The 23,375-nt window shown below is 65.4% G+C and carries 27 protein-coding genes; 20 read left to right on the top strand and 7 right to left on the bottom strand.

The window, feature by feature from the left end; all coding sequences use genetic code 11:
- Window positions 1–78: 78 nt before the first annotated feature.
- The gene (locus ACQR2C_RS27025) at window positions 79–579 is read left to right on the top strand and encodes a GNAT family N-acetyltransferase (protein ID WP_434882515.1); all 501 of its coding nucleotides are present in this window, start codon (window positions 79–81) and stop codon (window positions 577–579) included.
- A gap of 66 nt (window positions 580–645) precedes the next feature.
- Here ACQR2C_RS27025 and ACQR2C_RS27020 read toward each other — a convergent pair whose 3' ends face one another.
- The gene (locus ACQR2C_RS27020; protein ID WP_315801543.1) at window positions 646–1,275 is read right to left on the bottom strand and encodes an invasion associated locus B family protein; all 630 of its coding nucleotides are present in this window, start codon (window positions 1,273–1,275) and stop codon (window positions 646–648) included.
- A gap of 480 nt (window positions 1,276–1,755) precedes the next feature.
- Between ACQR2C_RS27020 and coxB the strand changes: the two genes are divergently transcribed.
- The 15 genes from coxB to ACQR2C_RS26945 all read left to right on the top strand — a co-directional run bounded on the left by coxB (window position 1,756) and on the right by ACQR2C_RS26945 (window position 15,610).
- Entirely contained in the window at window positions 1,756–2,592 is an 837-nt protein-coding gene (gene coxB, locus ACQR2C_RS27015) for a cytochrome c oxidase subunit II (protein WP_316218187.1), read from the top strand.
- 68 nt (window positions 2,593–2,660) lie between these two features.
- Window positions 2,661–4,274, top strand: a complete 1,614-nt coding sequence (ctaD, locus tag ACQR2C_RS27010; RefSeq protein ID WP_315801541.1) for a cytochrome c oxidase subunit I — start codon at window positions 2,661–2,663, stop codon at window positions 4,272–4,274.
- 143 nt (window positions 4,275–4,417) lie between these two features.
- Window positions 4,418–5,356, top strand: a complete 939-nt coding sequence (locus ACQR2C_RS27005; protein ID WP_434882480.1) for a heme o synthase — start codon at window positions 4,418–4,420, stop codon at window positions 5,354–5,356.
- A gap of 20 nt (window positions 5,357–5,376) precedes the next feature.
- The gene (locus ACQR2C_RS27000) at window positions 5,377–5,553 is read left to right on the top strand and encodes a CoxF protein (RefSeq protein WP_315801539.1); all 177 of its coding nucleotides are present in this window, start codon (window positions 5,377–5,379) and stop codon (window positions 5,551–5,553) included.
- A 34-nt stretch (window positions 5,554–5,587) separates the two neighbouring features.
- Complete coding sequence (locus tag ACQR2C_RS26995; RefSeq protein WP_434874830.1) at window positions 5,588–6,220, top strand: cytochrome c oxidase assembly protein; 633 nt, start codon at window positions 5,588–5,590, stop codon at window positions 6,218–6,220.
- A gap of 87 nt (window positions 6,221–6,307) precedes the next feature.
- Entirely contained in the window at window positions 6,308–7,165 is an 858-nt protein-coding gene (locus ACQR2C_RS26990; RefSeq protein ID WP_315801538.1) for a cytochrome c oxidase subunit 3, read from the top strand.
- 166 nt (window positions 7,166–7,331) lie between these two features.
- Complete coding sequence (locus ACQR2C_RS26985; RefSeq protein ID WP_315717920.1) at window positions 7,332–7,721, top strand: DUF983 domain-containing protein; 390 nt, start codon at window positions 7,332–7,334, stop codon at window positions 7,719–7,721.
- Between the two features lie 328 nt (window positions 7,722–8,049).
- Complete coding sequence (locus tag ACQR2C_RS26980; protein WP_315801537.1) at window positions 8,050–8,808, top strand: SURF1 family protein; 759 nt, start codon at window positions 8,050–8,052, stop codon at window positions 8,806–8,808.
- A 118-nt stretch (window positions 8,809–8,926) separates the two neighbouring features.
- Window positions 8,927–9,397, top strand: a complete 471-nt coding sequence (locus ACQR2C_RS26975) for a hypothetical protein (RefSeq protein WP_315801536.1) — start codon at window positions 8,927–8,929, stop codon at window positions 9,395–9,397.
- Window positions 9,398–9,553: 156 nt separating this feature from the next.
- Window positions 9,554–10,033 (top strand): MerR family transcriptional regulator, encoded by a 480-nt coding sequence (locus ACQR2C_RS26970; protein WP_315801535.1) that lies wholly within the window; start codon window positions 9,554–9,556, stop codon window positions 10,031–10,033.
- Window positions 9,960–10,391 carry a carboxymuconolactone decarboxylase family protein gene (locus ACQR2C_RS26965; protein WP_434882479.1) on the top strand — a complete coding sequence of 144 codons (432 nt, stop codon included), beginning with the start codon at window positions 9,960–9,962 and terminating at the stop codon, window positions 10,389–10,391. The genes ACQR2C_RS26970 and ACQR2C_RS26965 overlap by 74 nt, the downstream gene beginning before the upstream one ends.
- A 1,051-nt stretch (window positions 10,392–11,442) precedes the next feature.
- Window positions 11,443–12,858 (top strand): threonine synthase, encoded by a 1,416-nt coding sequence (gene thrC / locus ACQR2C_RS26960; protein WP_434838092.1) that lies wholly within the window; start codon window positions 11,443–11,445, stop codon window positions 12,856–12,858.
- A complete protein-coding gene (locus ACQR2C_RS26955; protein WP_434838208.1) occupies window positions 12,858–14,147 on the top strand; it encodes a M16 family metallopeptidase in 1,290 nt (429 codons plus the stop codon). Before thrC ends, ACQR2C_RS26955 begins: the two co-directional genes overlap by 1 nt.
- Window positions 14,148–14,262: 115 nt before the next feature.
- Window positions 14,263–14,850: a GNAT family N-acetyltransferase gene (locus tag ACQR2C_RS26950; protein ID WP_315717912.1), complete on the top strand. Its 588-nt coding sequence runs from the start codon at window positions 14,263–14,265 to the stop codon at window positions 14,848–14,850.
- Window positions 14,851–14,992: 142 nt separating this feature from the next.
- Window positions 14,993–15,610 (top strand): hypothetical protein, encoded by a 618-nt coding sequence (locus ACQR2C_RS26945; RefSeq protein ID WP_316182056.1) that lies wholly within the window; start codon window positions 14,993–14,995, stop codon window positions 15,608–15,610.
- Between the two features lie 106 nt (window positions 15,611–15,716).
- Here the strand turns inward: ACQR2C_RS26945 and ACQR2C_RS26940 are convergent, their stop codons facing one another.
- From ACQR2C_RS26940 to ACQR2C_RS26920, 5 genes are all read right to left on the bottom strand, one after another.
- Window positions 15,717–16,208, bottom strand: coding sequence for a F0F1 ATP synthase subunit B family protein (locus tag ACQR2C_RS26940; RefSeq protein ID WP_315801532.1), 492 nt, complete (start codon window positions 16,206–16,208; stop codon window positions 15,717–15,719).
- Entirely contained in the window at window positions 16,208–16,783 is a 576-nt protein-coding gene (locus ACQR2C_RS26935; RefSeq protein WP_315801531.1) for a F0F1 ATP synthase subunit B family protein, read from the bottom strand. The genes ACQR2C_RS26940 and ACQR2C_RS26935 overlap by 1 nt, the downstream gene beginning before the upstream one ends.
- Window positions 16,784–16,811: 28 nt before the next feature.
- Window positions 16,812–17,039, bottom strand: a complete 228-nt coding sequence (locus ACQR2C_RS26930) for a F0F1 ATP synthase subunit C (protein WP_006615622.1) — start codon at window positions 17,037–17,039, stop codon at window positions 16,812–16,814.
- A gap of 40 nt (window positions 17,040–17,079) precedes the next feature.
- Window positions 17,080–17,823, bottom strand: a complete 744-nt coding sequence (locus tag ACQR2C_RS26925) for a F0F1 ATP synthase subunit A (RefSeq protein WP_316181934.1) — start codon at window positions 17,821–17,823, stop codon at window positions 17,080–17,082.
- An 88-nt stretch (window positions 17,824–17,911) separates the two neighbouring features.
- On the bottom strand, window positions 17,912–18,289 hold the full coding sequence (locus tag ACQR2C_RS26920; RefSeq protein ID WP_315801529.1) for an AtpZ/AtpI family protein: 378 nt from the start codon (window positions 18,287–18,289) through the stop codon (window positions 17,912–17,914).
- Window positions 18,290–18,576: 287 nt separating this feature from the next.
- Here ACQR2C_RS26920 and ACQR2C_RS26915 point away from each other — a divergent pair, with 287 nt between their 5' ends.
- The 3 genes from ACQR2C_RS26915 to ACQR2C_RS26905 all read left to right on the top strand — a co-directional run bounded on the left by ACQR2C_RS26915 (window position 18,577) and on the right by ACQR2C_RS26905 (window position 20,349).
- Entirely contained in the window at window positions 18,577–19,200 is a 624-nt protein-coding gene (locus ACQR2C_RS26915; protein WP_316218197.1) for a 2-hydroxychromene-2-carboxylate isomerase, read from the top strand.
- A gap of 102 nt (window positions 19,201–19,302) precedes the next feature.
- Window positions 19,303–19,857, top strand: coding sequence for a hypothetical protein (locus tag ACQR2C_RS26910; RefSeq protein ID WP_315801527.1), 555 nt, complete (start codon window positions 19,303–19,305; stop codon window positions 19,855–19,857).
- A gap of 24 nt (window positions 19,858–19,881) precedes the next feature.
- Window positions 19,882–20,349 carry a secondary thiamine-phosphate synthase enzyme YjbQ gene (locus ACQR2C_RS26905; RefSeq protein WP_434882478.1) on the top strand — a complete coding sequence of 156 codons (468 nt, stop codon included), beginning with the start codon at window positions 19,882–19,884 and terminating at the stop codon, window positions 20,347–20,349.
- 106 nt (window positions 20,350–20,455) lie between these two features.
- On the opposite strand, the gene ACQR2C_RS26900 is transcribed toward ACQR2C_RS26905, so the two are convergent.
- A complete protein-coding gene (locus ACQR2C_RS26900; RefSeq protein WP_315801525.1) occupies window positions 20,456–22,126 on the bottom strand; it encodes an MFS transporter in 1,671 nt (556 codons plus the stop codon).
- A gap of 353 nt (window positions 22,127–22,479) precedes the next feature.
- Between ACQR2C_RS26900 and ACQR2C_RS26895 the strand changes: the two genes are divergently transcribed.
- Window positions 22,480–23,154: a response regulator transcription factor gene (locus ACQR2C_RS26895; protein WP_315801524.1), complete on the top strand. Its 675-nt coding sequence runs from the start codon at window positions 22,480–22,482 to the stop codon at window positions 23,152–23,154.
- Window positions 23,155–23,375 lie beyond the last annotated feature (221 nt).

The following is a 23,375-nucleotide window of genomic DNA, read 5'->3' as shown; positions in this document are numbered from 1 at the left end:
ATCCGTTGTCGGAGCGTTCATTCCAAGATAGTTGTTTTGACGCCGGGGCGCGAGGGGCTGGATGATTACCGAACTGACATGGTTGAGATCGTTCCCATCACGTCCGCTCACATCGAGAGCTTCCACCGCACGCTCGATTGCGTCGCGCGCGAACGGCGCTATCTGTCGTTCGTGCAGGCGCCGCCGCTCGAGTCGACGCGCGCCTTCATTCTGAACAACATCCACGAGGGATATCCGCAATTCGTCGCTCTCTCGGCCGGGGAGGTGGTGGGCTGGTGCGATGTGACGCCCAAATCAGGGCCAATCGATGCCCGGATCGGGGTGCTCGGCATGGGCCTAATGCCGCAGTTCCGGCACCAGGGCCTGGGCCGACGACTGATGGCGGCGGCGCTCGAGGCGGCGCGGGTGGCCGGCTTCTCGCGCGTCGAGCTCACCGTTTACCGCAGCAACACCAACGCCATCAGGCTGTACCAGCAGGCCGGATTCCTGCTCAAGGCGGTGCAGCCGCGGGAGCCCGGCGATGACGGGTTCGACAAGACCCTGCTGGTGATGGCGCTGGCGCTCGACGCACCACGCTGAGATCGCGTCACACCGTCTCACGGCCCGATCACGGCATCGTGCGAATCCCGTCAATCGCAGCCGACGTCAGGGCAGCTTGTCGAAGCCCTCGGCGAGGCCGTTGAGGCTCAGCGGGAAGCCGATGCCTTCCTCCGGCGTCTCGAAGATGATGAAGGTCGCGGTCTTCGCCGTCTTGAGCTGGCCCAGCAGCTTGTCCTCCAGCACCACCTCGGCGACGCAGCCATTGGGCAGACAGCGCACGAAGCCGGCGCGGCCGACGTCCTGGTTGTCGAGCTTCAGGCCGAGGCCGGACGGCAGCAGCACGCCGAGCGGCGCCACCACACGCATCAGCCGGCTCTTCTGGTCGGCGGTCTTCAGCATGATCACGGTGAGGCCGGCATTGGAGCGGTCCTCGGCTACGACGCTCTGGATCAGCGCGCACTGCTCGGCCTGCGCGCCGGGCGGCGTGTCGCAGCGGATCTGCCAGTCGCCATGCACCGAGCGCACCGCGCCCTGCGCCCACGCGGCATGCGGCACGCCGACGACCGTCGCAGCGATCATCGCGACCGCGGTCGCTGCGGCGGAGGTCATCGCGGCAACACGCGTGAGTCGCGCACGCACCGCGCTGAATCGGTACAAACGGCGCGAGTCATTCGCAGCTGGGGTCGACATGTCAGCTGTCCTGTCCGTTGAAACCCTGATCCGGGTCGGTGCCATGACAATTTCCTGTGGGTGATCCGCGCGTCCGACGCCATGATACGGCAATGATGGCGTCTTGAGGACAGCGTCATCGGCGTACGGCACGAAACGATACCAAATATGGCCGCACCCTGGTGGGCGCTGCCGCTGCGCCCCGCCGAATCAGCCTCGCAAACGGCCGTGTCTCGTTTGCCTACATCGCGCCGCACGCCTGTCAAGCGCCCGTTGTCCGCGAAATCACGGCATGCGGCAATCTCCCGGAAAATACGCATGTCGCGACGAACGGCGCGGCGCGCGATATCAGGCGCAAGACTGCATTGCGATAGATCAAGAATTATGGTTTGAGAAGAAAGATTTCGTCATTCCAGTGAACTGGCCCAGGTGCTTTTCTATGCATCCGCCCGAAGGCCATTTGTCAGGAGAGCGGATCGAACGGCGCGCCGCTGCGTGAAGCGGGCAGTGCGCCGAGGGGGAAAGTTCTGAAGGGAGCGCGACGGCATGAAGATGTCGAAAGGCCAATTGGGCGCCTTGCTGGGGTTGGCCGTAACGGGCGTGACGCTCGTGTCGGGTGGAGCGGCGTTTGCTGAAACGGGCCAGCCGGCGCCATGGGAAGTCAAGCTGCAGGAGGCCGCGACGCCGGTGATGGAGAACATCACCTGGTTCCACGGCCTGCTGCTGACGATCATCACCATCATCACGCTGTTCGTGCTGGCGCTGCTGATCGCCGTGGTGGTCAAGTTCAACGCGCGCGCCAACCCGGTGCCGTCGCGGACGACCCACAACACGCTGATCGAGGTGGCCTGGACGCTGATCCCGGTGCTGATCCTTGTCATGATCGCGGTGCCGTCGTTCCGGCTGCTGTTCCTCGAGCTGGACGTGCCGAAGGCCGATATGACCATCAAGGCCACCGGCAAGCAGTGGTACTGGAGCTACGCCTATCCCGACAACGGCAAGTTCGAGTTCGACTCGCTGCTGGCGCAGGACAAGCAGCCGCGCCTGCTCGCCGTCGACAACGAGATGGTCGTGCCGGTCAACAAGGTGATTCGCGTTCAGACCACCGGCGCCGACGTGATCCACTCCTGGGCGATCCCGTCGTTCGGCGTCAAGATCGACGCCATTCCCGGCCGCCTCAACGAGACCTGGTTCAAGGCGACCAAGGTCGGCATGTATTACGGCCAGTGCTCCGAGTTGTGCGGCAAGGATCACGCCTACATGCCGATCGCGGTGCGCGTCGTGAGCGACCAGGAATTCACCGCCTGGGTCGAGGACGCCAAGAAGAAGTACGCCAGCGCGCCCACGAGCACCTATGCGTCGGCTGCGGGCGTGTCGCAGTAGCCGAGCGCGGATGAACGCTAAGATTGAGGGCCGCCTTGGCGGTCCACGGGGACACTGAGGATTGGACAATGGCGACGAACGTAGCGACCCATGCAGGCCATGACGATCACGCGCACGACCACCCGACCGGATGGCGGCGCTGGATCTATTCGACCAACCACAAAGACATCGGCACGATGTATCTGATCTTCGCGGTCTGCGCCGGCATCATCGGCGCCGCCATGTCGATCGCGATCCGCATCGAGCTGATGTATCCGGGCGTGCAGCTCTTTCACGAGAACCACACCTACAACGTGTTCGTGACCTCGCACGGCCTGATCATGATCTTCTTCATGGTCATGCCGGCGATGATCGGCGGCTTCGGCAACTGGATGGTGCCGCTCATGATCGGCGCGCCGGACATGGCGTTCCCGCGCATGAACAACATCTCGTTCTGGCTGCTGCCCGCCTCGTTCGCGCTGCTCCTGACTTCGACCTTCGTCGAGGGCGAGCCCGGCGCCAACGGCGTCGGCGCCGGCTGGACCATGTATGTGCCGCTGTCGACCTCGGGCCATCCCGGACCGGCGGTGGATTTCGCGATCCTGTCGCTGCACCTTGCCGGTGCGTCGTCGATCCTCGGCTCGATCAACTTCATCACCACTATCTTCAACATGCGCGCGCCGGGCATGACCCTGCACAAGATGCCGCTGTTCGTGTGGTCGATCCTGGTGACGGTGTTCCTGCTGCTGCTGTCGCTGCCGGTGCTCGCCGGCGCCATCACCATGATGCTGACCGATCGCAATTTCGGCACCACCTTCTTCGATCCGGCCGGCGGCGGTGATCCGGTGCTGTTCCAGCACCTGTTCTGGTTCTTCGGCCATCCGGAAGTGTACATTCTGATCCTGCCCGGCTTCGGCATGATCAGCCAGATCGTGTCGACCTTCTCGCGCAAGCCCGTGTTCGGCTATCTCGGCATGGCCTACGCCATGGTCGCGATCGGCGGCATCGGCTTCGTGGTGTGGGCGCACCACATGTACACGGTCGGCATGTCCTCGGCGACGCAGGCCTATTTCGTCGCCGCCACCATGGTGATCGCGGTGCCCACCGGCGTGAAGATCTTCTCCTGGATCGCCACGATGTGGGGCGGCTCGATCGAGTTCCGCGCGCCGATGCTGTGGGCGGTGGGCTTCATCTTCCTGTTCACGGTCGGTGGCGTCACCGGCGTCGTGCTGGCGAACGCCGGCGTCGACCGCGTGCTGCAGGACACCTACTACGTCGTCGCGCACTTCCACTACGTGCTGTCGCTCGGCGCCGTGTTCGCGATCTTCGCGGGCTGGTACTACTGGTTCCCGAAGATGTTCGGCTACATGTACAACGAGACCATCGCCAAGGCGCACTTCTGGGTGACCTTCATCGGCGTCAACCTCGTGTTCTTCCCGCAGCACTTCCTCGGCCTGTCGGGCATGCCGCGCCGCTACATCGATTATCCCGACGCCTATGCCGGCTGGAACCTGGTCTCGTCGATCGGCTCCTATATCTCCGGATTCGGCGTGCTGATCTTCATCTACGGGATCGTCGACGCCTTCATGCGCAAGCAGCAGGCGGCGAACAATCCGTGGGGACCGGGCGCCACGACCCTGGAGTGGACCCTGTCCTCGCCGCCGCCGTTCCACCAGTTCGAGGTGCTGCCGAAGGTGCAGTAACCCTGCTCTCGCGATGCGGCGCCGATCCGGCGCCGCATCGATATCCGCCGGCAGCGCGCTTGAGGGCGCGCCGTCGGAATCCTTGAGGCGAGGTGCTGACGCGACATGCGTCGGGGCCGTTTCAATTGAAGTCTGGATTCGTCGTGTCGGTCATTGATCAGAACGCCATTGCCGTCGGCCCGCGGATTTCCGAGGCCGATGTCGGCGATTATCTCGCGCTCCTGAAGCCGCGGGTGATGTCGCTCGTGATCTTCACGGCGCTGATCGGTCTGCTCATCGCTCCGGGCCATTTCCACCCGGTGCTCGCCATCACCTCGCTGCTGTGTATTGCGGTCGGGGCCGGCGCCTCCGGCGCGCTCAACATGGCGCTGGAAGGCGACATCGACTCGCTGATGTCGCGCACCGCCAACCGTCCGATCCCGCGCGGCCGCGTCACCCGCCAGGAGGCGCTCGCTTTCGGCATCACGCTGTCGTTCTTCTCGGTGCTGACGCTCGGCATCCTCGTCAACTGGTTCGCCGGCGCGCTGCTCGCCTTCACCATCTTCTTCTACGTCGTCATCTACACGCTGTGGCTGAAGCGCTGGACCGCGCAGAACATCGTCATCGGCGGCGCCGCCGGCGCCCTGCCGCCGGTGGTCGCCTGGGTGTCGGCCACCGGATCGATCGCGCCGGAGCCGCTCTGGCTGTTCCTGATCATCTTCTTCTGGACCCCGCCGCATTTCTGGGCGCTGGCGCTGTTCCGCAGCGATGACTACGCCCGCGCCGGCGTGCCGATGCTGCCAGTGGTCGCCGGCCCCGACGCGACCCGGCTGCAGATCCTGCTCTACACCATCGTCCTGGTGGCGATCGCGGCTGCGCCGTGGCCGCTCGGCTATTTCGATGCCGTCTACGGCGTCGTCTCGCTGGCGCTCGGGGCCGGCATGCTGTGGCTCGCGGTCGAGGTGTTCCGCAAGCGCGAGCGCAGCGCCTCGCTGCGCGCCAACCGCAAGCTGTTCGCCTTCTCGATCCTTTATCTGTTCGTGCTGTTCGCGACGCTCGGACTCGAAGCGGTCGCGCGCATGATCGCGCCGCTGATCTGGTAAGGGGCGCGAGACTGGAAAACATGGCGACCACGATGGCGGATCGAAACGAGTCAGAGGGCATCGTCCTCACCGAGGCGCAGCTGCGCAGCCGGCGCCGCCGCTCGATCGCGATCGCGCTCGCGCTCGGCGTGCTGGTGGTGCTGTTCTTCGCGGTGACCATGGTGAAGGGTCCCGCGGTGCTGAATCGGCCGATGTAGAGACGCGATGCAGGACGGGACGAAGCAGACCGCGATGGAGACAACCGACCAGAACATTCCGGCGACCGCGCCGGCCGCGCCGCGCCGCGGCCTCAGCCGCGATGCGCTGGTCGGCGGCATCTGCGGCGCCGTCGCGGTGCTGATGGTGGGCGCGGCCTATGCCGCCGTGCCGTTCTACAACTGGTTCTGCCGCGCCACCGGCTTCAACGGCACCACGCAGGTGGCGACATCGGCGCCATCCGCGGCGCCGCTGGCGCGCCGGATCTCCGTGCGCTTCGACTCCAATGTCGCCGGCGGTCTGCCCTGGAAGTTCGAGCCGGAGAAGACCGAGATCGATGTCGCGATCGGCGAGGTGGTCACGGTCTACTACAAGGTCACCAACGAGGCGGCGCGCACCACCATGGCGCAGGCGGCCTACAACGTGTCGCCGCTGACATCAGGCGCCTACTTCCAGAAGATCAACTGCTTCTGCTTTACCGAGCAGACCATGGCGCCGGGCGAGACCCGCGAGATGGCGGTGGTGTTCTACGTCGATCCGGCGATAGCAGCCGACCACGAGAACGACAGCTTGAAGACGATCACGCTGTCATACACCTTCTATCCCGTCCGCGACACGCCGAAGCCGGTCGCTGCGGGCGAGCCGGACAAGCCGCGGGGCAGCCTATGACTGTGCGGAAATCCGATATCCGGGGACCATCGCTGTTGAACGACACCGTGCCGGCGCGACCGGCATCGATCTGGGGAGAGACTTGCCATGGCTGAGGCGCACGCCAAGCATCACGACTACCATCTCGTCGATCCGAGCCCTTGGCCGTTCGTCGGCTCGGTCTCGGCCTTCATCATGGCGTTCGGCGCGATCGGCTGGATGCACAAGATGTACGGCGCCGCGCCGATCGTGTTCGGCATCGGCACCATCGGCGTGCTCTACACCATGGCGAGCTGGTGGGGCGACGTCATCAAGGAAGCGCAGTACAAGGGCGACCACACCCGCGTGGTGCAGCTGCATCACCGCTACGGCATGATCCTGTTCATCGCCTCCGAGGTGATGTTCTTCGTCGCCTGGTTCTGGGCCTATTTCAATGCCGCGCTGTATCCGAACTACGAGGTGCAGGCGACCCGCGACGCCCTGTTCGGCGGCGTCTGGCCGCCGAAGGGCATCGAGACCTTCGATCCCTGGCATCTGCCGCTGCTCAACACGCTGATCCTGCTGACCTCGGGCACCACGGTGACCTGGGCGCACCACGCGCTGCTCGAGGGCGACCGCAAGGGCCTGAAATACGGCCTGATCCTCACCATCCTCCTGGGTGCGACCTTCACCTGCGTGCAGGCCTACGAGTACAGCCACGCGACGTTCTCGTTCGCCGGCCACGTCTACGGCTCGACCTTCTTCATGGCGACGGGCTTCCACGGCTTCCACGTCCTAGTCGGCACGATCTTCCTGATCGTCTGCCTGGCGCGCGCCTATGCCGGCCACTTCACGCCCAAGCAGCATCTCGGCTTCGAGTTCGCCGCCTGGTACTGGCACTTCGTCGACGTGGTCTGGCTGTTCCTGTTTATCTGCATCTACGTCTGGGGCCACGGCGCCGAGGCGATGGCCCACGGCGCGCACTGAAGCCGGCGCGCACCGGTTCCGTCGAACGTGCTAAGAAGGGGCGGCCGTCGGGCCGCCCTTTCTCGTTTGCGGCGGCGCCCGGCGGTTGATCGAAATGTGATCCGCCGTCGCCGCCTCCGGTTGTATCACCAGGGGGCGCCGCCCGGCCGCCCAGGGGCAAGACACCATGACCACGCATCCGCCCGTCACTTTGGCCCAGACCGTCCTGCGCGGGCTCGCCTGCCGCTGCCCGCGCTGCGGCCAGGGCAAGCTGTTCGACGGCTTCCTCAACCTGCGCAAGCGTTGCGAAGCCTGCGATCTCGACTATGCCTTCATCGACACCGGCGACGGTCCGGCGATCTTCATCATGATGCTCGCCGGCGCCATCGTGGTCGGCGCCGCCCTGATCGTCGAGGTGAAGTATCAGCCGCCGTTCTGGGTCCATGCCGCGCTCTGGGGGCCGCTGATCCTGGTGACGACGCTGCTGCCGCTGCGCGCGATGAAATCGCTGCTGATCGCCCTGCAATTCCACCACAAGGCCGCCCCCGGCCGTTTGGTGGACAAGACGCCGCGATGAACGGTCCGAGTTCCGCGGAGCGGCGCTCCGGTTTTGAAGCGCTGCTCAGGTCCTGCCGTTGCGGTCTGTCTCCCGGGACATGGGTCAAGCCGCTTCCGGACGCGAAAGAAAAGGTAAGCCCTCGCCGCAAACACGCTGCGCTCCCTCCCCCCTTGTGGGGGAGGGTTGGGGAGGGGGGTAGCCTCAACGGCAGTCTTTGCTGGGGCACCCCCAACCCCTCCCCGCAAGGGGGAGGGGAGCGCACTGTCCGCGCGGTGAAAGCGGGAGGCTATCTCACGCGTGTGGACACCATCGAACTCAAGCCGGCGCGCAGCGTCGGAGTCGCCGCATGACCTCCGCCCGTCCCACCACCTCCTCCCGCGCCTTCGCCGCCTTCACCTTCGTCATGGTCGCACTGTTCATCGGCCTCGGCGTCTGGCAATTGCAGCGCCGTGCCGAGAAGCATGCGCTGATCGCCGCGCTCACCGATCGTGTCGCCGCAGCACCCGCGCCGCTGCCTCCGCCAAGCGACTGGCGCACGCTCACGCCGGAGCGCGACGAATTCCGCCGCGTCAGCTTCACCGCGACCTATGCAAAGCTGCCGGATGCGATGGTCTACAGCGCCGGCTCGGCCGTGCGCGAGGACGTCTCCGGGCCGGGCACCTGGGCGTTCCTCCCCGCGCGCCTGGCGTCTGGCGAGACCATCGTGATCGACGCCGGCTTCGTCGCCAACACGATGCAGGACCGCAGCATCCAGGACCGGCAGGTCGGCAAGCTCGTCACCGGCGGGCCCGTGATTCTCACCGGCTATCTGCGCTTCCCCGAGGCCGCCGGCCTGCTCACCGCGGCCGAGAGCCGCGACAAGCGGCTGTGGTTCACGCGCGACCATCGCGCGATGGCCAGGACGCTCGGCTGGGGCGAGGTCGCGCCGTTCTACATCGACCTGGAAACGCCGGTGCCGGACAACGGCATCCCAAAACCCGGTCCGCTGTCGCCGCATCTGCGCGACGAGCACATGCAATACGCGATCACCTGGTTCTCACTCGCCGCGGCGCTGATCGTGGCCTTCGCGGTGTGGGCGAGGGGACGGCGCAGATCCGCTCGATGACGCGTAGCCCGCGTGAGCGACAGCGATATGGGGGCCGCTGTCGATCCCGCACGTCGCGGCCTGCTAAGAAGTCAAATATTGGTCAAGATGAGACGGGCGGCTGTCTTAGGAGCCGAAGTTGAGTGATGATGGTGTTGATCTTCTGCGGACATTCCGTGATCCGCTGATCGGGTTGCCACTTTCCCACGTGTGGCGAGGCGCTGGCTCGGCCATTTTCTTGGAGTTTGGGCATCTCACCAGCTGTACCCGGCGCGACGGAACGCTTGGTAATCCGGAGGGAGAGTTTGGCCTGATGATCGAGTGGAGCTGGCGTATCGAAGACAACTCGTCGATCTTGTGCGGAAGCTGGAGCGAGGAGTCCTTGTGGGCGGCAACATTTGATCACATCCGTAACAAGACCGTCGTGGAGTTTTCGGTCGTTGGACGATTACCCGAAATCGCCGTAGGTCTGTCGGATGAGCTCTACGTGACATCCTTCATGACAGCCGAAGGCGATCCGGCTTGGGTGCTGTTCGACCGACGAGAGGACGTCGTGAGAACATTGGGCGTTCGGCAGGGGCGTGTGGAGGCAGTAACCGCCAGCCGATGACCTCCTAGCCCGCATGAGCGAAGCGACATGCGGGTTCAGCACCGGCCCCCGCATGTCGCTTCGCTCATGCGGGCTACGGCGGGCAAAACGGCGCTTGACTTAGAGCGCGCTCGAACCCGTAGCCTGCCTGGCGTCGTGAATGGAGATAAAGCGCGCATGAAGATCGGCGAGCTGGCCAGGCAGTCGGGGCTGACGCCCCATACGATCCGCTACTACGAGCGGATCGGGCTGCTGCCCAGGGCCGATCGCGATCATGCCCGCCAGCGGGACTACGACGCATCGATCCTGACCTGGATCGAATTCCTCGGCCGCCTCAAGGCCACGGGAATGCCGATCCGGGACATGCTGCGCTACGCCGAGCTGCGCGCGGGCGGCGCTGCCACCGAGCCGGAACGATGCCGGCTGCTGGAGCGTCATCGCGAGGCGGTCCGGGCGCGCGTCGCCAGCCTGCAGGATTGCCTTCTCGTTCTCGACGGCAAGATCACCGGTTATGCCGGCAGCAGCGAGAGGACGAACGATGATGACGCAGTCAACGCCCAGCCAAGCCACGACGACGAGCCCGATGCCGGGCGCCACGCCATCCGGCGCCAACACCGATCAGGACCGTCTGGCGCGCGGCCGGCGCGCGCTCGATAGTATCGACGGCGAGGCCGGCCACAATGTGATTGCGGCGCTCGCCGACATCGCGCCGGACTTCGCCACCTACGTGATCGAGTTTCCGTTCGGCGACATCTATTCACGCCCCGGCCTCGATCTGCGCAGCCGCGAGATCGCGACCATCGCGGCGCTGACCGCGCTCGGCAATGCCAGCCCGCAGCTGAAGGTTCATATCCATGCTGGCCTCAACGTCGGCCTCAGCCGCGACGAGATCACCGAGGTGATCATGCAGATGGCGGTCTATGCCGGCTTCCCCGCCGCGCTCAACGGATTGTTCGCAGCGAAGGCGGTGTTCGCCGAGGCCGACGCGAAGGCGGGTGAGGCCGTCTCGGTTTGAGCGGCGGGCTACGCACCTACGCACCGCGCCTCGCCACCGCGATCGTCGCGATTCTGCCCCGAGTCGCCCGACGGGCTATTCGCAACGGCATGAGCGGGCGTCCGATATCAAGAATTCGGCCGCGCCGGAAAACTGATTATGTAAGCATCCTCAACGCGCTGATGAGTTCAGCATCGACCGGCGGCAATTTTTTACTTTCATTTTTTCCGAAATCATGGTTGTCTCTTCCCATTCCGCCTCGCCAGCGAGGGACGTACGCGTCGTCACGGACGTTGAGGTGGGATGCGATGGACGGGTCGGCTGCAACTGACGAGTGCGGCCGGCACGGACGGCGAAGTCGCGTGGTCCTGATACCCCGACGCTGGTATCAAGTTGGCGCTGGTGCCGATGCATCGCGTCGATGACGGTGGCCAAAAAGCCCGGTGCACCGAGGAGAGCGCGTATAAGTCGTAAGCCATCGCGCAGGGAAGGCCGGGTCGCTCTGGCTGAACCTGTGGTTCCTGCCCCGTGCATTCTTGTTCGCACGGGGGCCGCGGGTGCCAGCCGGCATCCGGTCTTCCCTGCGCCCTCCGTTCGAAGGAGGGAGACATTCCGCAAAGCTCGGGCGCCGATCGCGCCGCGAGACCGCTGCTCCGCGCGCCCCGGAATGACGAGGTGGAGAGGTCGTGCCGATATCCCATCGTTCGTTCGCGTGTTCGAAGTGTCCGGCTGAAAGCCGCAAGCACCGCCATCGTCCCCGCGACGGCGGGGATCCAGTACGCCGCAGCGGCGCGGGTGAGCATAGCCGCCGCGGCGTACCGGATCGCCCGGGTGAATCGGGCGATGACGGCGGAGCTGGTAGGATGGAGAGGTGGACCGACCAGGGCTGCCCATCTCGCGCGGGTCACCGTAACGCCGCCGTAACCCGTCCCCATGACGATCCCACCGGCAACAACCGGTTTCGCAGCCCGTCCAAAACCATTATGGTGCCGGACCATGTTGCCGCCGGGCGGTTCCGATTTCGAATTCAATCAACGGGTTATGGCCTGGTGACGCAGGTCAGGAGAGCGGTTTGACGCGCTATGTTTCGACCCGCGGGGAAGCCCCCGCGCTCACTTTCTGCGATGTGATGCTGACCGGGCTCGCCCGTGACGGCGGCCTGTACGTGCCCGAGACCTGGCCGCAGCTGACGCCGGCGACGATCGCGTCGTTCTTCGGCCGGCCCTATTGGGAGGTCGCCGTCGAGGTCATCAAGCCGTTCGTCGCCGGCGAGATTTCCGACGAGGAGCTCGGCCGCATGGCCAACGAGGCCTATGCGACCTTCCGTCACCCCGCCGTGGTGCCGCTCGACCAGACCGCACCGCATCAGTTCGTGCTGGAGCTGTTCCACGGCCCGACCTTGGCGTTCAAGGACGTGGCGATGCAGCTGATCTCGCGGCTGATGGACCACGTGCTCGCCAAGCGCGGCGAGCGCACCACCATTGTCGTGGCGACGTCGGGAGATACCGGCGGCGCCGCGGTCGATGCGTTCGCCGGCCGCGACAATGCCGACCTCATCGTGCTGTTTCCGCATGGCCGCATCTCCGAGGTGCAGCGGCGGATGATGACCACGTCGGGCGCGGCGAACGTGCATGCGCTGGCCATCGAAGGTCATTTCGACGACTGCCAGGCGATCGTGAAGGGCCTGTTCAACCATCACGGCTTCCGCGATTCGGTCAGGCTGTCGGGCGTCAACTCGATCAACTGGGCGCGCGTCGTCGCCCAGGTGGTCTACTACTTCACTTCGGCGGTCGCGATCGGCGCGCCGCACCGCGCCGTCGACTTCACCGTGCCGACCGGCAATTTCGGCGACATCTTCGCCGGCTACGTCGCCAAGCGCATGGGTCTGCCGGTGCGCACCTTGCGCGTCGCGACCAATGTCAACGACATCCTCGCCCGGACGCTGACGACCGGCATCTACGAGGTGCGCGAAGTGCATGCGACGGCTTCGCCCTCGATGGACATCCAGGTGTCGTCGAATTTCGAGCGGCTGCTGTTCGAAGCCGGCGGCCGTGACGCCGGCACCGTGCGGCGGCTGATGGACGGCCTCAAGCAGTCCGGCCGCTTCGTGCTGCCGGATGCGATGCTGGCGGCGATCCGCGCCGATTTCGATGCCGGACGCGCCGACGAGACCGAGACCGCCGCTGCGATCCGCGCCGCCTTCCGCGAGGCCGGCGATCTCGTCGATCCGCATACGGCGGTGGCGCTGGCGGTGGCCGATCGCGACGGCACGGATCTGTCGGTGCCGAACATCGTGCTGTCGACGGCGCATCCCGCCAAATTCCCTGACGCGGTCGAGGCCGCCTGCGGGATGCGGCCGCATCTGCCGGTGTGGCTCGAAGGGCTGATGAGCAAGCGCGAGGACATCAGGATCATGCGGAACGACCAGGCCGAGGTGGAGAAGTTCATCCGCTCGGTCAGCCGGGCCGCCAAGCAGGGAATTGCATGATGGGTGTGGAAGTCACCAAGCTGCCGACGGGGCTGACGGTCGTCACCGACACGATGCCGCATCTGGAGACGGCGGCGCTCGGGGTCTGGGCCGGCGTCGGCGGCCGCGACGAGAAGCCGGATGAGCACGGCATCTCGCATCTGCTCGAGCACATGGCGTTCAAGGGCACGACGACGCGCAGCGCCCGCGAGATCGTCGAGACGGTCGAGGCCGTCGGCGGCGATCTCAATGCCGGCACCTCGACCGAGACCACGGCCTATTACGCCCGTGTGCTGAAGGCCGACGTGCCGATGGCGCTCGATGTGCTCTCCGACATTCTCGCCAATCCGTCGTTCGTGCCGGAGGAGCTGGAGCGCGAGAAGAACGTGATCGTGCAGGAGATCGGCGCGGCACAGGATACGCCTGACGACGTCGTGTTCGAGCATCTCAACGAGCTGTGCTTTCCGGACCAGCCGATGGGCCGCTCGCTGCTCGGCACCGCCAAGACGCTGGAGGCGTTCGATCGCGACAAGCTGCATGGCTATCTGTCGACGCATTACCGCGGCCCCGACATGGTCGTCGCCGCCGCCGGTGCCGTCGATCATCAGCGGGTCGTCGAGGACGTGACGAAGCGTTTCGCCAGCTTCAATGGCGGCGAGGGGCCGAAGCCGTTGCCGGCGGCGTTCGGCAAGGGCGGCTCGCGCGTCGTGCACCGCGATCTCGAGCAGGCGCATCTGACGCTTGCGCTCGAGGGCGTGCCGCAGGCCGACCCGTCGCTGTTCTCGCTGCAGGTGTTCACCAACATCCTCGGCGGCGGCATGTCGTCCCGGCTGTTCCAGGAGGTGCGCGAGAACCGGGGTCTCTGCTACTCCGTCTACACGTTCCACGCGCCCTACAGCGACACCGGGTTCTTCGGCCTCTACACCGGCACCGATCCGGCCGATGCGCCGGAGATGATGGAGGTCGTGGTCGACATCATCGGCGACGCGGTCGAGACCTTGACCGAAGCCGAGGTCGCCCGCGCCAAGGCGCAGATGAAGGCCGGGCTCCTGATGGCGCTGGAGAGCTGCAGCGCCCGTGCCGAGCAACTGGCGCGGCATATCCTGGCCTATGGCCGGCCGCAGACCTTGCAGGAGATGGTCGCCAAGATCGAGGCGGTCAGCGTCGAGAGCACGCGCGATGCGGCGCGGGCGCTGCTCGCACGCAGCAAGCCGGCCGTCGTTGCGCTCGGCACCGGCAGGGGTCTGGACACAGCAGTGACTTTCGCCGAAGGTCTGACCGGTTCGAGATCGAAGGCCCAGCTGCACTGAACGCGGTGCGGCCCGGTGCGGTCTGCGCATTTGAATTCAGCCAGCGGTCGGCATCGGAAATCTGGGGTGGGTTGGAGCAGGCTTCGACCCGGAAAGAGCAGGGGGAGCATCACAGATGGCCCTGTTTCGCTTGCCATCCAACGGACCGGCTGCGCTGGCTCCGCGCGGCCAGGGCCTGCTGCTGCGCGCGCCGCAGATGGCCGATTATGCGCAATGGGCGCGGCTGCGCGAGATCAGCCGCGACTATCTCACGCCCTGGGAGCCGATCTGGCCTTCCGACGACCTGACGCGCTCCGGCTTCCGCCGCCGGCTGCGCCGCTATGCCGAGGACATCTCGGCCGACCGCTCCTATCCGTTCATCGTCTTCCGCGAGCAGGATGGCGCCATGCTCGGCGGCATCACGCTCGCCAATGTCCGCCGCGGAATCGTTCAGGCCGGCACCATCGGCTACTGGATGGGGCAGCCGTTCGCGCATCATGGCTACATGACGGCGGCGCTGCGGCTGCTGCTGCCGACCTTGTTCGGCGAGCTCAATCTGCACCGGGTCGAGGCGGCCTGCATCCCGACCAATACGCCGTCGATCCGCGTGCTGGAGAAATGCGGCTTCACCCGCGAGGGCCTGGCGCGTCGCTACCTCTGCATCAACGGGGTCTGGCAGGACCATTATCTCTACGGCCTGCTGCACGAGGATTTCCGGGGGTAGCAATCGTGATCGTGATCGCCGCGGGAGAGGCCAATCGGGGCTGGTTCCGGGCTCTGAAATGGGTATAGACGCCTTGGCTGGGCGACCGAGTTGCCGGGGATATCAGACGATGCGAGAGACGAGCGTGATCAGGGCTGGGACGTTGGCAGCCGTGCTGCTGGCCTTGGGAGCCGCGAGCGCGGCGCCGCCGGCCGCCGCCCAATCGCTGACCGACCGCTTCAAGAGCCTGTTCGGCGGCGGCTCCGACGACAAGGGGCAGGAGAACCTGCCCGCTAGCGGCGGACCGCCGGTCGATCCGACCGATGGCCTGACCTGTCCGCCGGTCAATATTCGCGCCGGCGCCTCGACCTACGCCGTGGCCGCGCCCGGCAAGCAGGCGGTCGGCAACGACGTCCGGTTCCAGGCGTCGATCACCAAGACCGCGCGGGAATGCAATCTCAACGGGGCCGAGATCACCGCCAAGATCGGCATTCAGGGGCGCATCGTCGCCGGCCCCGCGGGCGCGCCGGCGAGCGTCGACATTCCGATGCGCATTGCAGTGGTCCAGGGCGGCATCGGCGAGAAGGTGATCGCGACCAAGTCGTATCGCACCACGGTGCAGATGACCGAGGACGGCAGCGTGCCGTTCACGATCGTCGCCGAGGACATGGTCTATCCGGTGCCGCCGCCCGGCGCCAATGCCGACAATTACGTCTTCTACATCGGCTTCGACCCGCAGGCCCTGACCCCGGAGCGGCCGCACGGCAAGAAGCGGAGGTGACGATTGCCGTCGCGCGAAGCGGTCGCCGGAGAGTGTGAATAGCAAAAGGCCGGTGCGATGGAATCGCACCGGCCTTTTGAAGATGATGGATGAGATGGGCTGCCGCTCAGTTCAGCTTGCGGCCGACTTCGGCGATGCCCTTGGCGACGAGGTCTTCGCCAAGAGCGCCCTTGACCGACTGAGACAGCACGGTCGCTGCCGCCTGGACGGCGGCCTCCGCCGCAGCGGACCTGACGTCGGCGAGAGCCTGGGCTTCGGCGAGGGCGATCTTGCCCTCGGCGGCCTTGGTGCGACGGGCGACGAAGTCTTCCATCTTGGCCTTGGCCTCGGCTGCGATTCGCTCGGCTTCCGCCTTCGCGCTGGTGACGATCTCCTCGGCCTCGCGTTCGGCACTGGCGCGGCGGGTCTTGTAATCGGCGAGCACCTTGGCCGCCTCTTCCTTGAGCCGCTTGGCCTCCGCGAGCTCGTTCCTGATGCGCTCGGCGCGGTGGTCGAGCGCCGTCAGGACCATGCGGTGGACACCGAGATAGGCGAACAGGCCCATCAGGATCACGAAGGCGATCGCAACCCAGGTTTCTGGATCAGCAAGCAAATGCATCAGGCTGTTCCCTTCAACGATGCATCCACCGCAGCCTCGACCGTCTTGGCTGCGGGGGCCTTGCCGGTGAGCTGCTTCACGATCGCGCTGGCTGCATCTGCGGCGATGCCGCGGACATTGCTCATTGCGGTCGTGCGCGTGGTGGCGATGGATGCCTCAGCCGCCGCGAGCTTGGCTGCGAGGCTGTCTTCCAGCGCCTTGCGCTCGGCGTCCGAAGAGGCCGCGAGCTTCTCGCGGGTCTCGGCTCCGATCGCCTGGGCACGGGCACGAGCCGTCGCCAGCTCGCTCTCATATGCCTTCATCGCGGCTTCGGATTCATCCTTCAGCCGCTGCGCTTCAGCCAGATCGCCGTCGATTGACTTCTGGCGGGCGTCGATGACGGCCCCGACCTTCGGCAGCGCCACACGCGAGACGATCACGTACAGCGCCACGAAGGCGATCACCAAGGAGACGATCTGGGAGGGAAAGGTTTCCTTCGAGAACGGAGGGAAACCATGCCCGCCATCGGCCTCCGTATGGGCGCTTGCGGTGCCCTTGGCCTCGCCGCCCTTGGCTTCGCCATGACTTTCAGCCACGGGCTTCTCCTGTCCGGCTCAGGCCGTCTTAGACGGCGTACAGCAGGAGCAGCGCGATCAGCAGCGAGAAGATGCCGAGCGCTTCGGTCACCGCGAAGCCGAAAATCAGGTTGCCGAACTGGCCCTGGGCGGCCGACGGATTGCGCAGAGCGGCCGACAGGTAGTTGCCGAAGATGATGCCGATGCCGGCACCCGCGCCACCCATGCCGATGCAGGCAATGCCCGCGCCAATGTACTTCGCTGCAACCGGATCCATGAAACGAACTCCTTTGAGGGGTTTGGTAGAGAGGGCCGGATCAGTGGCCCGGATGGATAGCATCGTTGAGATAGATGCAGGTGAGGATCGTGAAGACGTAGGCCTGGAGGAACGCGACCATCAGCTCGAGGCCGGTCAGCGCGACCGTGAGGCCGAGCGGCAACAGCGCGCCGACCTTGCCGACAAAGCCGAGCGCACCGAGCATGGTCACGAAGCTCGCGAACACCTTCAGGGTGACGTGGCCGGCCAGCATGTTGGCGAACAGACGGACGCTGTGCGAGATCGGACGGGAGAAGAAGGAGATGATTTCGATCACGACCACCAGCGGCAGGATCACCGCGGGGATGCCGGAGGGGACGAACAGCTTAAAGAACTTCAGGCCGTTCTTGTAGAAGCCGTAGATGATGACCGTCAGGAACACCAGCAGCGCCAGCGCGAAGGTGACGATGATGTGGCTGGAGACGGTGAAGGTGTAGGGGATGATGCCGACGATGTTCGAGACGAAGATGAACATGAACAGCGAGAACACCAGCGGGAAGAACGTCATGCCGTGCGAGCCGGCGCTGGTTCTGATGGTGTTGGCGACGAATTCGTAGGACAGCTCGACCACCGACTGGAACCGGCCCGGCACGAGCGCGCGCCCTGCGGCCATCATCATGACGGCGATCAGCACGACCGCGAGCAGCATGTACGCGGACGAATTGGTGAAGGCGATCTCCTGATTGCCGATGTGGCCGATCGTGAAGATCTTGTTGAGGTGGAATTGATGGATCGGATCGATCATCCGCGTGGCGTCTCAGTTGTTCACCGGCCACGCCGGCGCTTTGCAATTCACTCGTTGGTCTTCCGCGCCGAGGTCTTCCGCGCATGTCTCACTGGCGGGGCCTGTCGGGAGCTATGCCTGCGGATCTCACCACGTTCAACACGCCGGCCGCGAAGCCGAGCAGGAAAAACACGATGAATCCAAAGGGCGATGTCGACAGCAAGCGGTCGAAGCCCCAGCCAAGCACCGCACCGACGAGGACACCGGCGATCAACTCGGAGGACAGTCGCAGGCCACGCGCCATGGCCGAAGCCCGGGCTGCAGTGTCACCGCCGCCGTTTCCAGGTTGATCAGCCCCGATCTTTCGGCCGTCGCGAAATTCGGACAACCGTTGGTCGAGACTTCCGAGCCTTGCGGAAAGCGCAACCTCATCGGGCGACTTGTCGCGATCCCCGTGTCCGCCGCTCTCGTTCGTGCCATCCGCCATGTGCTTATCCGCCATGTGTGGAGACCCGATCCGTTGCCGCGAGTGTCAGGAAATAGCGCCCCATCGCCCTTTAAAGCCGCGCGGACCATACTGACCGCATCCCCCCAAGTCAAGATTGCGTGTTGAACTGTTAGATGCCTGATTCTGCTCGTCTTCTCGGCTTTTTCGTCAGATCGGTCGCGCGTGTCACCGCGCCGCATCAACAGTGTTCTGTGCAACTGCGATCTTGCCCCTGTCAGGGCCCTCTGATCCGATGTCGCTGAACTCCAACCAGCACGGGAACCCGCATGTCGCGCCAGATCGATTACTATTTCTCGCTGCAGTCGCCATGGGCCTATATCGGCCACCGGCTGTTCCGCGACATCGCCGCGAGCCACGGCGCGAGCGTCAACCTCAAGCCGGTCATGCTGGTGGATCTGTTCGCCGAGACCGGCGGGCTTCCGCTGGCCAAGCGCCATCCGGCGCGGCAGCGCTATCGCATCGTCGAGCTGAAGCGGTGGCGCGACAAGCGCGGTCTCGATTTCCACATCCAGCCGAGCAACTGGCCGTTCAATGCCCGGCTCGCCGACGGCGTCGTCATTGCGGCGCAGCAGGCCGGCCTCGATCCGGAGCCCTATCTGCAGCGCGCCTTCCCGGCCATCTGGGAGCAGCAGCTCAATCTTGCGGATGCCGAGGTGATCGCCGGCCTGGCCGATGCAGCCGGACTGCCGGGCCGCGATCTCGTGACGCAGGCGGCGAGGGACGTGGTCGGGGCGGCCTACGAGCAGAACCGGCAGGACGCGATCGCGGCCGACGTGTTCGGCTCGCCGGCCTACGTGCTGGATGGCGAGATATTCTGGGGGCAGGACCGGCTCGAACTGCTGGCGGACGCGTTGAAATCCGGTCGCTCCGCCTATACGTCCGAAACATAGGTGCGGCCTGTGGCAGCGGATCGCACCTGAGGCAACGTCATGGCCGCGACACAATGTCGGCGTGCATGGCGGCGGTTGCGAATGCGCCTGGGAGAGCCAGCCATGAGTCTCACGAAGCCCTACCGGCCGCCGCTCCTCGCGCTGCTGGCGTTGAGCTGCCTGGGCGGAGAGGCGTTTGCGGTCGAGGACACAACGCCTGACGGCGACAAGGGACGCTACACGATGTCGACGACATCGGACGGCGTGATCCGGCTCGATACCAAGACCGGTGCGGTCTCGATGTGCAACAACAGCGGTGGATCGGGCTTTGCCTGTTACGCGGTGCCTGATGAGCGCGCCGCGCTGGACGCCGAGATCGGCCGTCTGCAGGCGGAGAATGAAAAGCTCAAGGGCCAGCTCGCGTCGCGCGACCAGAGCATCTCCGGCAAGATCGACGAGCCGCTGCCGAAGGACCAGGCGCTGCCCAAGTCCGATCAATTGAAGAAGGCGGAGCCTCGAGCCGGAGAGTCGAAGTCTGCTGATGGAACGCGCAAGCTCGAGATCCCGCTGCCCAGCGACCAGGACATGGACCGCATGATGGGGTTCCTCGAGCAGGCGTGGCGCCGGTTGCTCGACATGGCGACGCGGGTGCAGAAGGACGTCTCGGGCAGGATCTGAGACCGCTTCGAGGAGGCTGTATCCATGTCGGCACGATCGGCCTCGCGCACGGCACCTTCGGCCGCTGCGATCGATACGGTGGTGACGTCGATGCTGACGGTGCAGACTTCGGGCCGCGGCTTCACCGATCTCACGCGCGAGGTCGAGGCATTCCTGCGTGAAGTCTCCGCCAGGGAAGGCGCGGTGACCCTGTTCGTTCGCCACACCTCGGCGTCGCTGACGATCCAGGAGAATGCCGATCCCACCGTGCTGCACGATCTCACCACGGCGCTGGCGCGGCTGGCGCCGGAGGATGCCGGCTGGGTGCACGACACCGAGGGGCCCGACGACATGCCGGCGCACATCAAGACCATGCTGAGCTCGGTCTCGCTGCAGGTGCCGGTGCAGGACGGCCGCATGATGCTCGGCACCTGGCAGGCGCTCTATCTGATCGAGCATCGCGCGCGTCCGCATCGGCGCGAGCTGGTGTTGCAGTTCATCGGCGCGGCCTGAGGCCATAAAGAGAAAATCCGTGGGTCTGAAATGCGGAACGGCCGCGGAGTGATCCGCGGCCGTTCGCTCGGAGGAGATGCGGGCGGAGGTGCTGCCCGCGTCCTGATCAGTGCTGCTGGATGTCGACGTCCTTGGTCTCCGGCAGGAACAGGAAGCCGACGACCGCCGTGATCACCGCGAAGAAGATCGGGTACCACAGGCCGGCATAGATGTCCCCGGTCGAGGCCACGATCGCGAAGGCGGTTGCCGGCAGCAGGCCGCCGAACCAGCCGTTGCCGATGTGGTAGGGCAGCGACATCGAGGTGTAGCGGATCTTGGTCGGGAACAGCTCGACCAGCATCGCGGCGATCGGGCCGTACACCATGGTGACGAAGATCACCAGGATGAACAGCAGGCCGATGATCGCGGCGACCTGCGGACGGAAGACGTCGAACGGATGCGCCATCTTCACGATCGACGGATCACCCGCCTTCGGATAGCCGGCCTGGCCGATCGCGGCCGTCAGCGCCGGGTTGCTGGTCTTCGCATCGGTGTAGGGCACTTCCTTTCCGTTGAAGGTGACCTTCACGCCGGAGCCGGCCGGACCATAAACGGTCGAGTACTTGACCGAGGACTGGGCCAGGAAGGCGCGGGCGGTGTCGCAAGGCGCGGTGAAGACGCGGGTGCCGACCGGGTTGAACAGATCGCCGCAGCCGGCGGGATCAGCCACCACTTCCACCTTCGTCGCCTCGATCGCCTTCTCCAGCGCCGGGTTGGCGTTGGTGGTGATCATCTTGAAGATCGGGAAGAAGGTCAGCGCCGCGATCAGACAGCCGCCCATGATGATCGGCTTGCGGCCGATCTTGTCGGACAGCATGCCGAACACGATGAAGAAGCCGGTGCCGAGCAGCAGCGACCAGGCGATCAGCAGGTTGGCGGTGTAGCCGTCGACCTTCAGGATCGATTGCAGGAAGAACAGCGCGTAGAACTGGCCAGTGTACCAGACCACGCCCTGGCCCATCGTGGCGCCGATCAGCGCCAGCAACACGATCTTGGCGTTGCCCCAGTTCGCGAACGCTTCCGTCAGCGGCGCCTTCGAGCTCTTGCCCTCGTCCTTCATCTTCTGGAACACGGGCGATTCGTTCAGGCGCAGACGGATCCAGACGGAGACGCCAAGCAGCAGCACCGAGACCAGGAACGGAATGCGCCAGCCCCATTTGGCGAAGTCGGCCTCGCCGATGATGGTGCGGGTGAACAGGATGACCAGCAGCGACAGGAACAGGCCCATCGTCGCCGTCGTCTGGATGAAGGAGGTGTAGTAGCCGCGCTTGCCCATCGGGGCGTGCTCGGCGACATAGGTCGCGGCACCGCCATACTCGCCGCCGAGCGCGAGGCCCTGCAGCAGGCGCAGGCCGATCAGGATCACCGGCGCCGCGAAGCCGATGGTCGCGGCGTTCGGCAGCAGGCCGACGATGAAGGTCGACAGGCCCATGATCAGGATCGTGACCAGGAAGGTGTATTTGCGGCCGACGATGTCGCCGATGCGGCCGAACACGATGGCGCCGAACGGACGCACCAGGAAGCCGGCGGCGAAGGCGAGCAGTGCGAAAATGTCGCGGGTGGCCGGCGGATAGTCGCTGAAGAACTGCGCGCCGATGATCGAGGCCAGCGACCCGTAGAGATAGAAGTCGTACCACTCGAAGACGGTGCCGAGAGAGGAGGCCAGAATGACGAAGCGTTCGTCCTTCGTCATGCCTCCAGCTCTCGCTTGTGTGGCTACCATTGTTGACATCGGCATTCGCTCCCCATGATTGTTGTGATGATGGCTTTCGCCTCCGCATGCCGGACTTGGACGGCGCAGGTCGCGGAGACCTTGCTCTTCAGTAACATTGCAGTGAAACCCGCCCCAATACGACTTTCGGCTCTGCCCTCTGCGGCGCGCGGGAAAGATGGGGACATTGCGGCGGATCAAGTTCGCTGAGCGGCCGTCGCGCTATCGATGTTGCGTTGCACAAGGTTCGGATTAACCGCCTTCCCTGCAAGTGGAATTGCACGCTTGCATGCAACCGGTGGCCGGGCGAGTATTTTACGGAAAACCGGGCGCGTGCAGTTGCAGCATGTCGTCGGTCTCGCAAGGTCAAGTCTGGATTCATGGCGGCTGCCAGCACTCATCTCGTCATTGCCGATGATCACCCGTTGTTCCGCAATGCCTTGCGGCAGGCAGTCGCGAGCGTGCTCGCGGAGGCCGTGGTCGACGAGGCCGGCTCGTTCGAGGACCTCACCGCTTTGCTGGAAAAGGATTCCGAGGTCGATCTGGTGCTGCTCGACCTCACCATGCCCGGCATCTCCGGCTTCTCGGGCCTGATCTATCTGCGCGCGCAATATCCGGCGATCCCGGTCGTCATCGTGTCGGCGAGCGACGACGGCGCGACGATCCGCCGCTCGCTCGATTTCGGCGCCTCCGGCTTCATCCCGAAGCGGTTCGGCGTCGACACCTTGCGCGATGCCATCAAGAAGGTGATGGACGGCGAGGTCTGGGTGCCGCCCGACACCGACTTGGCCGCCGGCGCCGATCCTGAAATGACCAGGCTGCGCGACCGCCTGGTCACCTTGACCCCGCAGCAGGTGCGCGTGCTGATGATGCTGTCGCAGGGCCTGCTCAACAAGCAGATCGCCTACGAGCTCGGCGTCTCCGAGGCGACCATCAAGGCACATGTCTCGGCCATCCTGCAGAAGCTCGGCGTCGAGAGCCGGACCCAGGCGGTGATCGCCGCGGCGAAGATCGCGGGGAGTGCGTGGCGGCAGGACGTGCCGACGGGGAAGTGACGGTCGCATCGCGCTAGGTAGCGTCACCCCGGGCAGGCTGCTGTGCGGCGGCCACGTGTGATTGCCAAACGAGCTTTCAATTGGTTTGCTCGTCATGCGCGGGCTTGTCCCGCGCATCCACGTCGCGCATCGTGCGCCGAAATGCGTGGATGGCCGGGACAAGCCCACGGCTGTCCGGTTCAGACAGACTGGACATGGTGCATGGCGTGGATTCTTCTGCG

This window comes from Bradyrhizobium sp. HKCCYLRH3061 (genome assembly GCF_051168015.1).
GTDB lineage: Bacteria > Pseudomonadota > Alphaproteobacteria > Rhizobiales > Xanthobacteraceae > Bradyrhizobium.
Note: the sequence above shows the minus strand (reverse complement) of the source record. Positions and strands in the feature narration are given on the sequence as shown.

Excerpts from the sequence above, each read along its gene's own strand:
- ACQR2C_RS27025 (WP_434882515.1), top strand. The coding sequence starts at position 79 with ATGGTTGAGATCGTTCCCATCACGTCCGCTCACATCGAGAGCTTCCAC.
- ACQR2C_RS27020 (WP_315801543.1), bottom strand. The coding sequence starts at position 1,275 with ATGGCACCGACCCGGATCAGGGTTTCAACGGACAGGACAGCTGACATG.
- coxB (WP_316218187.1), top strand. The coding sequence starts at position 1,756 with ATGAAGATGTCGAAAGGCCAATTGGGCGCCTTGCTGGGGTTGGCCGTA.
- ctaD (WP_315801541.1), top strand. The coding sequence starts at position 2,661 with ATGGCGACGAACGTAGCGACCCATGCAGGCCATGACGATCACGCGCAC.
- ACQR2C_RS27000 (WP_315801539.1), top strand. The coding sequence starts at position 5,377 with ATGGCGACCACGATGGCGGATCGAAACGAGTCAGAGGGCATCGTCCTC.
- ACQR2C_RS26995 (WP_434874830.1), top strand. The coding sequence starts at position 5,588 with ATGGAGACAACCGACCAGAACATTCCGGCGACCGCGCCGGCCGCGCCG.
- ACQR2C_RS26990 (WP_315801538.1), top strand. The coding sequence starts at position 6,308 with ATGGCTGAGGCGCACGCCAAGCATCACGACTACCATCTCGTCGATCCG.
- ACQR2C_RS26985 (WP_315717920.1), top strand. The coding sequence starts at position 7,332 with ATGACCACGCATCCGCCCGTCACTTTGGCCCAGACCGTCCTGCGCGGG.
- ACQR2C_RS26980 (WP_315801537.1), top strand. The coding sequence starts at position 8,050 with ATGACCTCCGCCCGTCCCACCACCTCCTCCCGCGCCTTCGCCGCCTTC.
- ACQR2C_RS26970 (WP_315801535.1), top strand. The coding sequence starts at position 9,554 with ATGAAGATCGGCGAGCTGGCCAGGCAGTCGGGGCTGACGCCCCATACG.
- ACQR2C_RS26965 (WP_434882479.1), top strand. The coding sequence starts at position 9,960 with ATGCCGGGCGCCACGCCATCCGGCGCCAACACCGATCAGGACCGTCTG.
- ACQR2C_RS26955 (WP_434838208.1), top strand. The coding sequence starts at position 12,858 with ATGGGTGTGGAAGTCACCAAGCTGCCGACGGGGCTGACGGTCGTCACC.
- ACQR2C_RS26950 (WP_315717912.1), top strand. The coding sequence starts at position 14,263 with ATGGCCCTGTTTCGCTTGCCATCCAACGGACCGGCTGCGCTGGCTCCG.
- ACQR2C_RS26940 (WP_315801532.1), bottom strand. The coding sequence starts at position 16,208 with ATGCATTTGCTTGCTGATCCAGAAACCTGGGTTGCGATCGCCTTCGTG.
- ACQR2C_RS26930 (WP_006615622.1), bottom strand. The coding sequence starts at position 17,039 with ATGGATCCGGTTGCAGCGAAGTACATTGGCGCGGGCATTGCCTGCATC.
- ACQR2C_RS26925 (WP_316181934.1), bottom strand. The coding sequence starts at position 17,823 with ATGATCGATCCGATCCATCAATTCCACCTCAACAAGATCTTCACGATC.
- ACQR2C_RS26920 (WP_315801529.1), bottom strand. The coding sequence starts at position 18,289 with ATGGCGGATGGCACGAACGAGAGCGGCGGACACGGGGATCGCGACAAG.
- ACQR2C_RS26915 (WP_316218197.1), top strand. The coding sequence starts at position 18,577 with ATGTCGCGCCAGATCGATTACTATTTCTCGCTGCAGTCGCCATGGGCC.
- ACQR2C_RS26910 (WP_315801527.1), top strand. The coding sequence starts at position 19,303 with ATGAGTCTCACGAAGCCCTACCGGCCGCCGCTCCTCGCGCTGCTGGCG.
- ACQR2C_RS26905 (WP_434882478.1), top strand. The coding sequence starts at position 19,882 with ATGTCGGCACGATCGGCCTCGCGCACGGCACCTTCGGCCGCTGCGATC.
- ACQR2C_RS26900 (WP_315801525.1), bottom strand. The coding sequence starts at position 22,126 with ATGCCGATGTCAACAATGGTAGCCACACAAGCGAGAGCTGGAGGCATG.
- ACQR2C_RS26895 (WP_315801524.1), top strand. The coding sequence starts at position 22,480 with ATGGCGGCTGCCAGCACTCATCTCGTCATTGCCGATGATCACCCGTTG.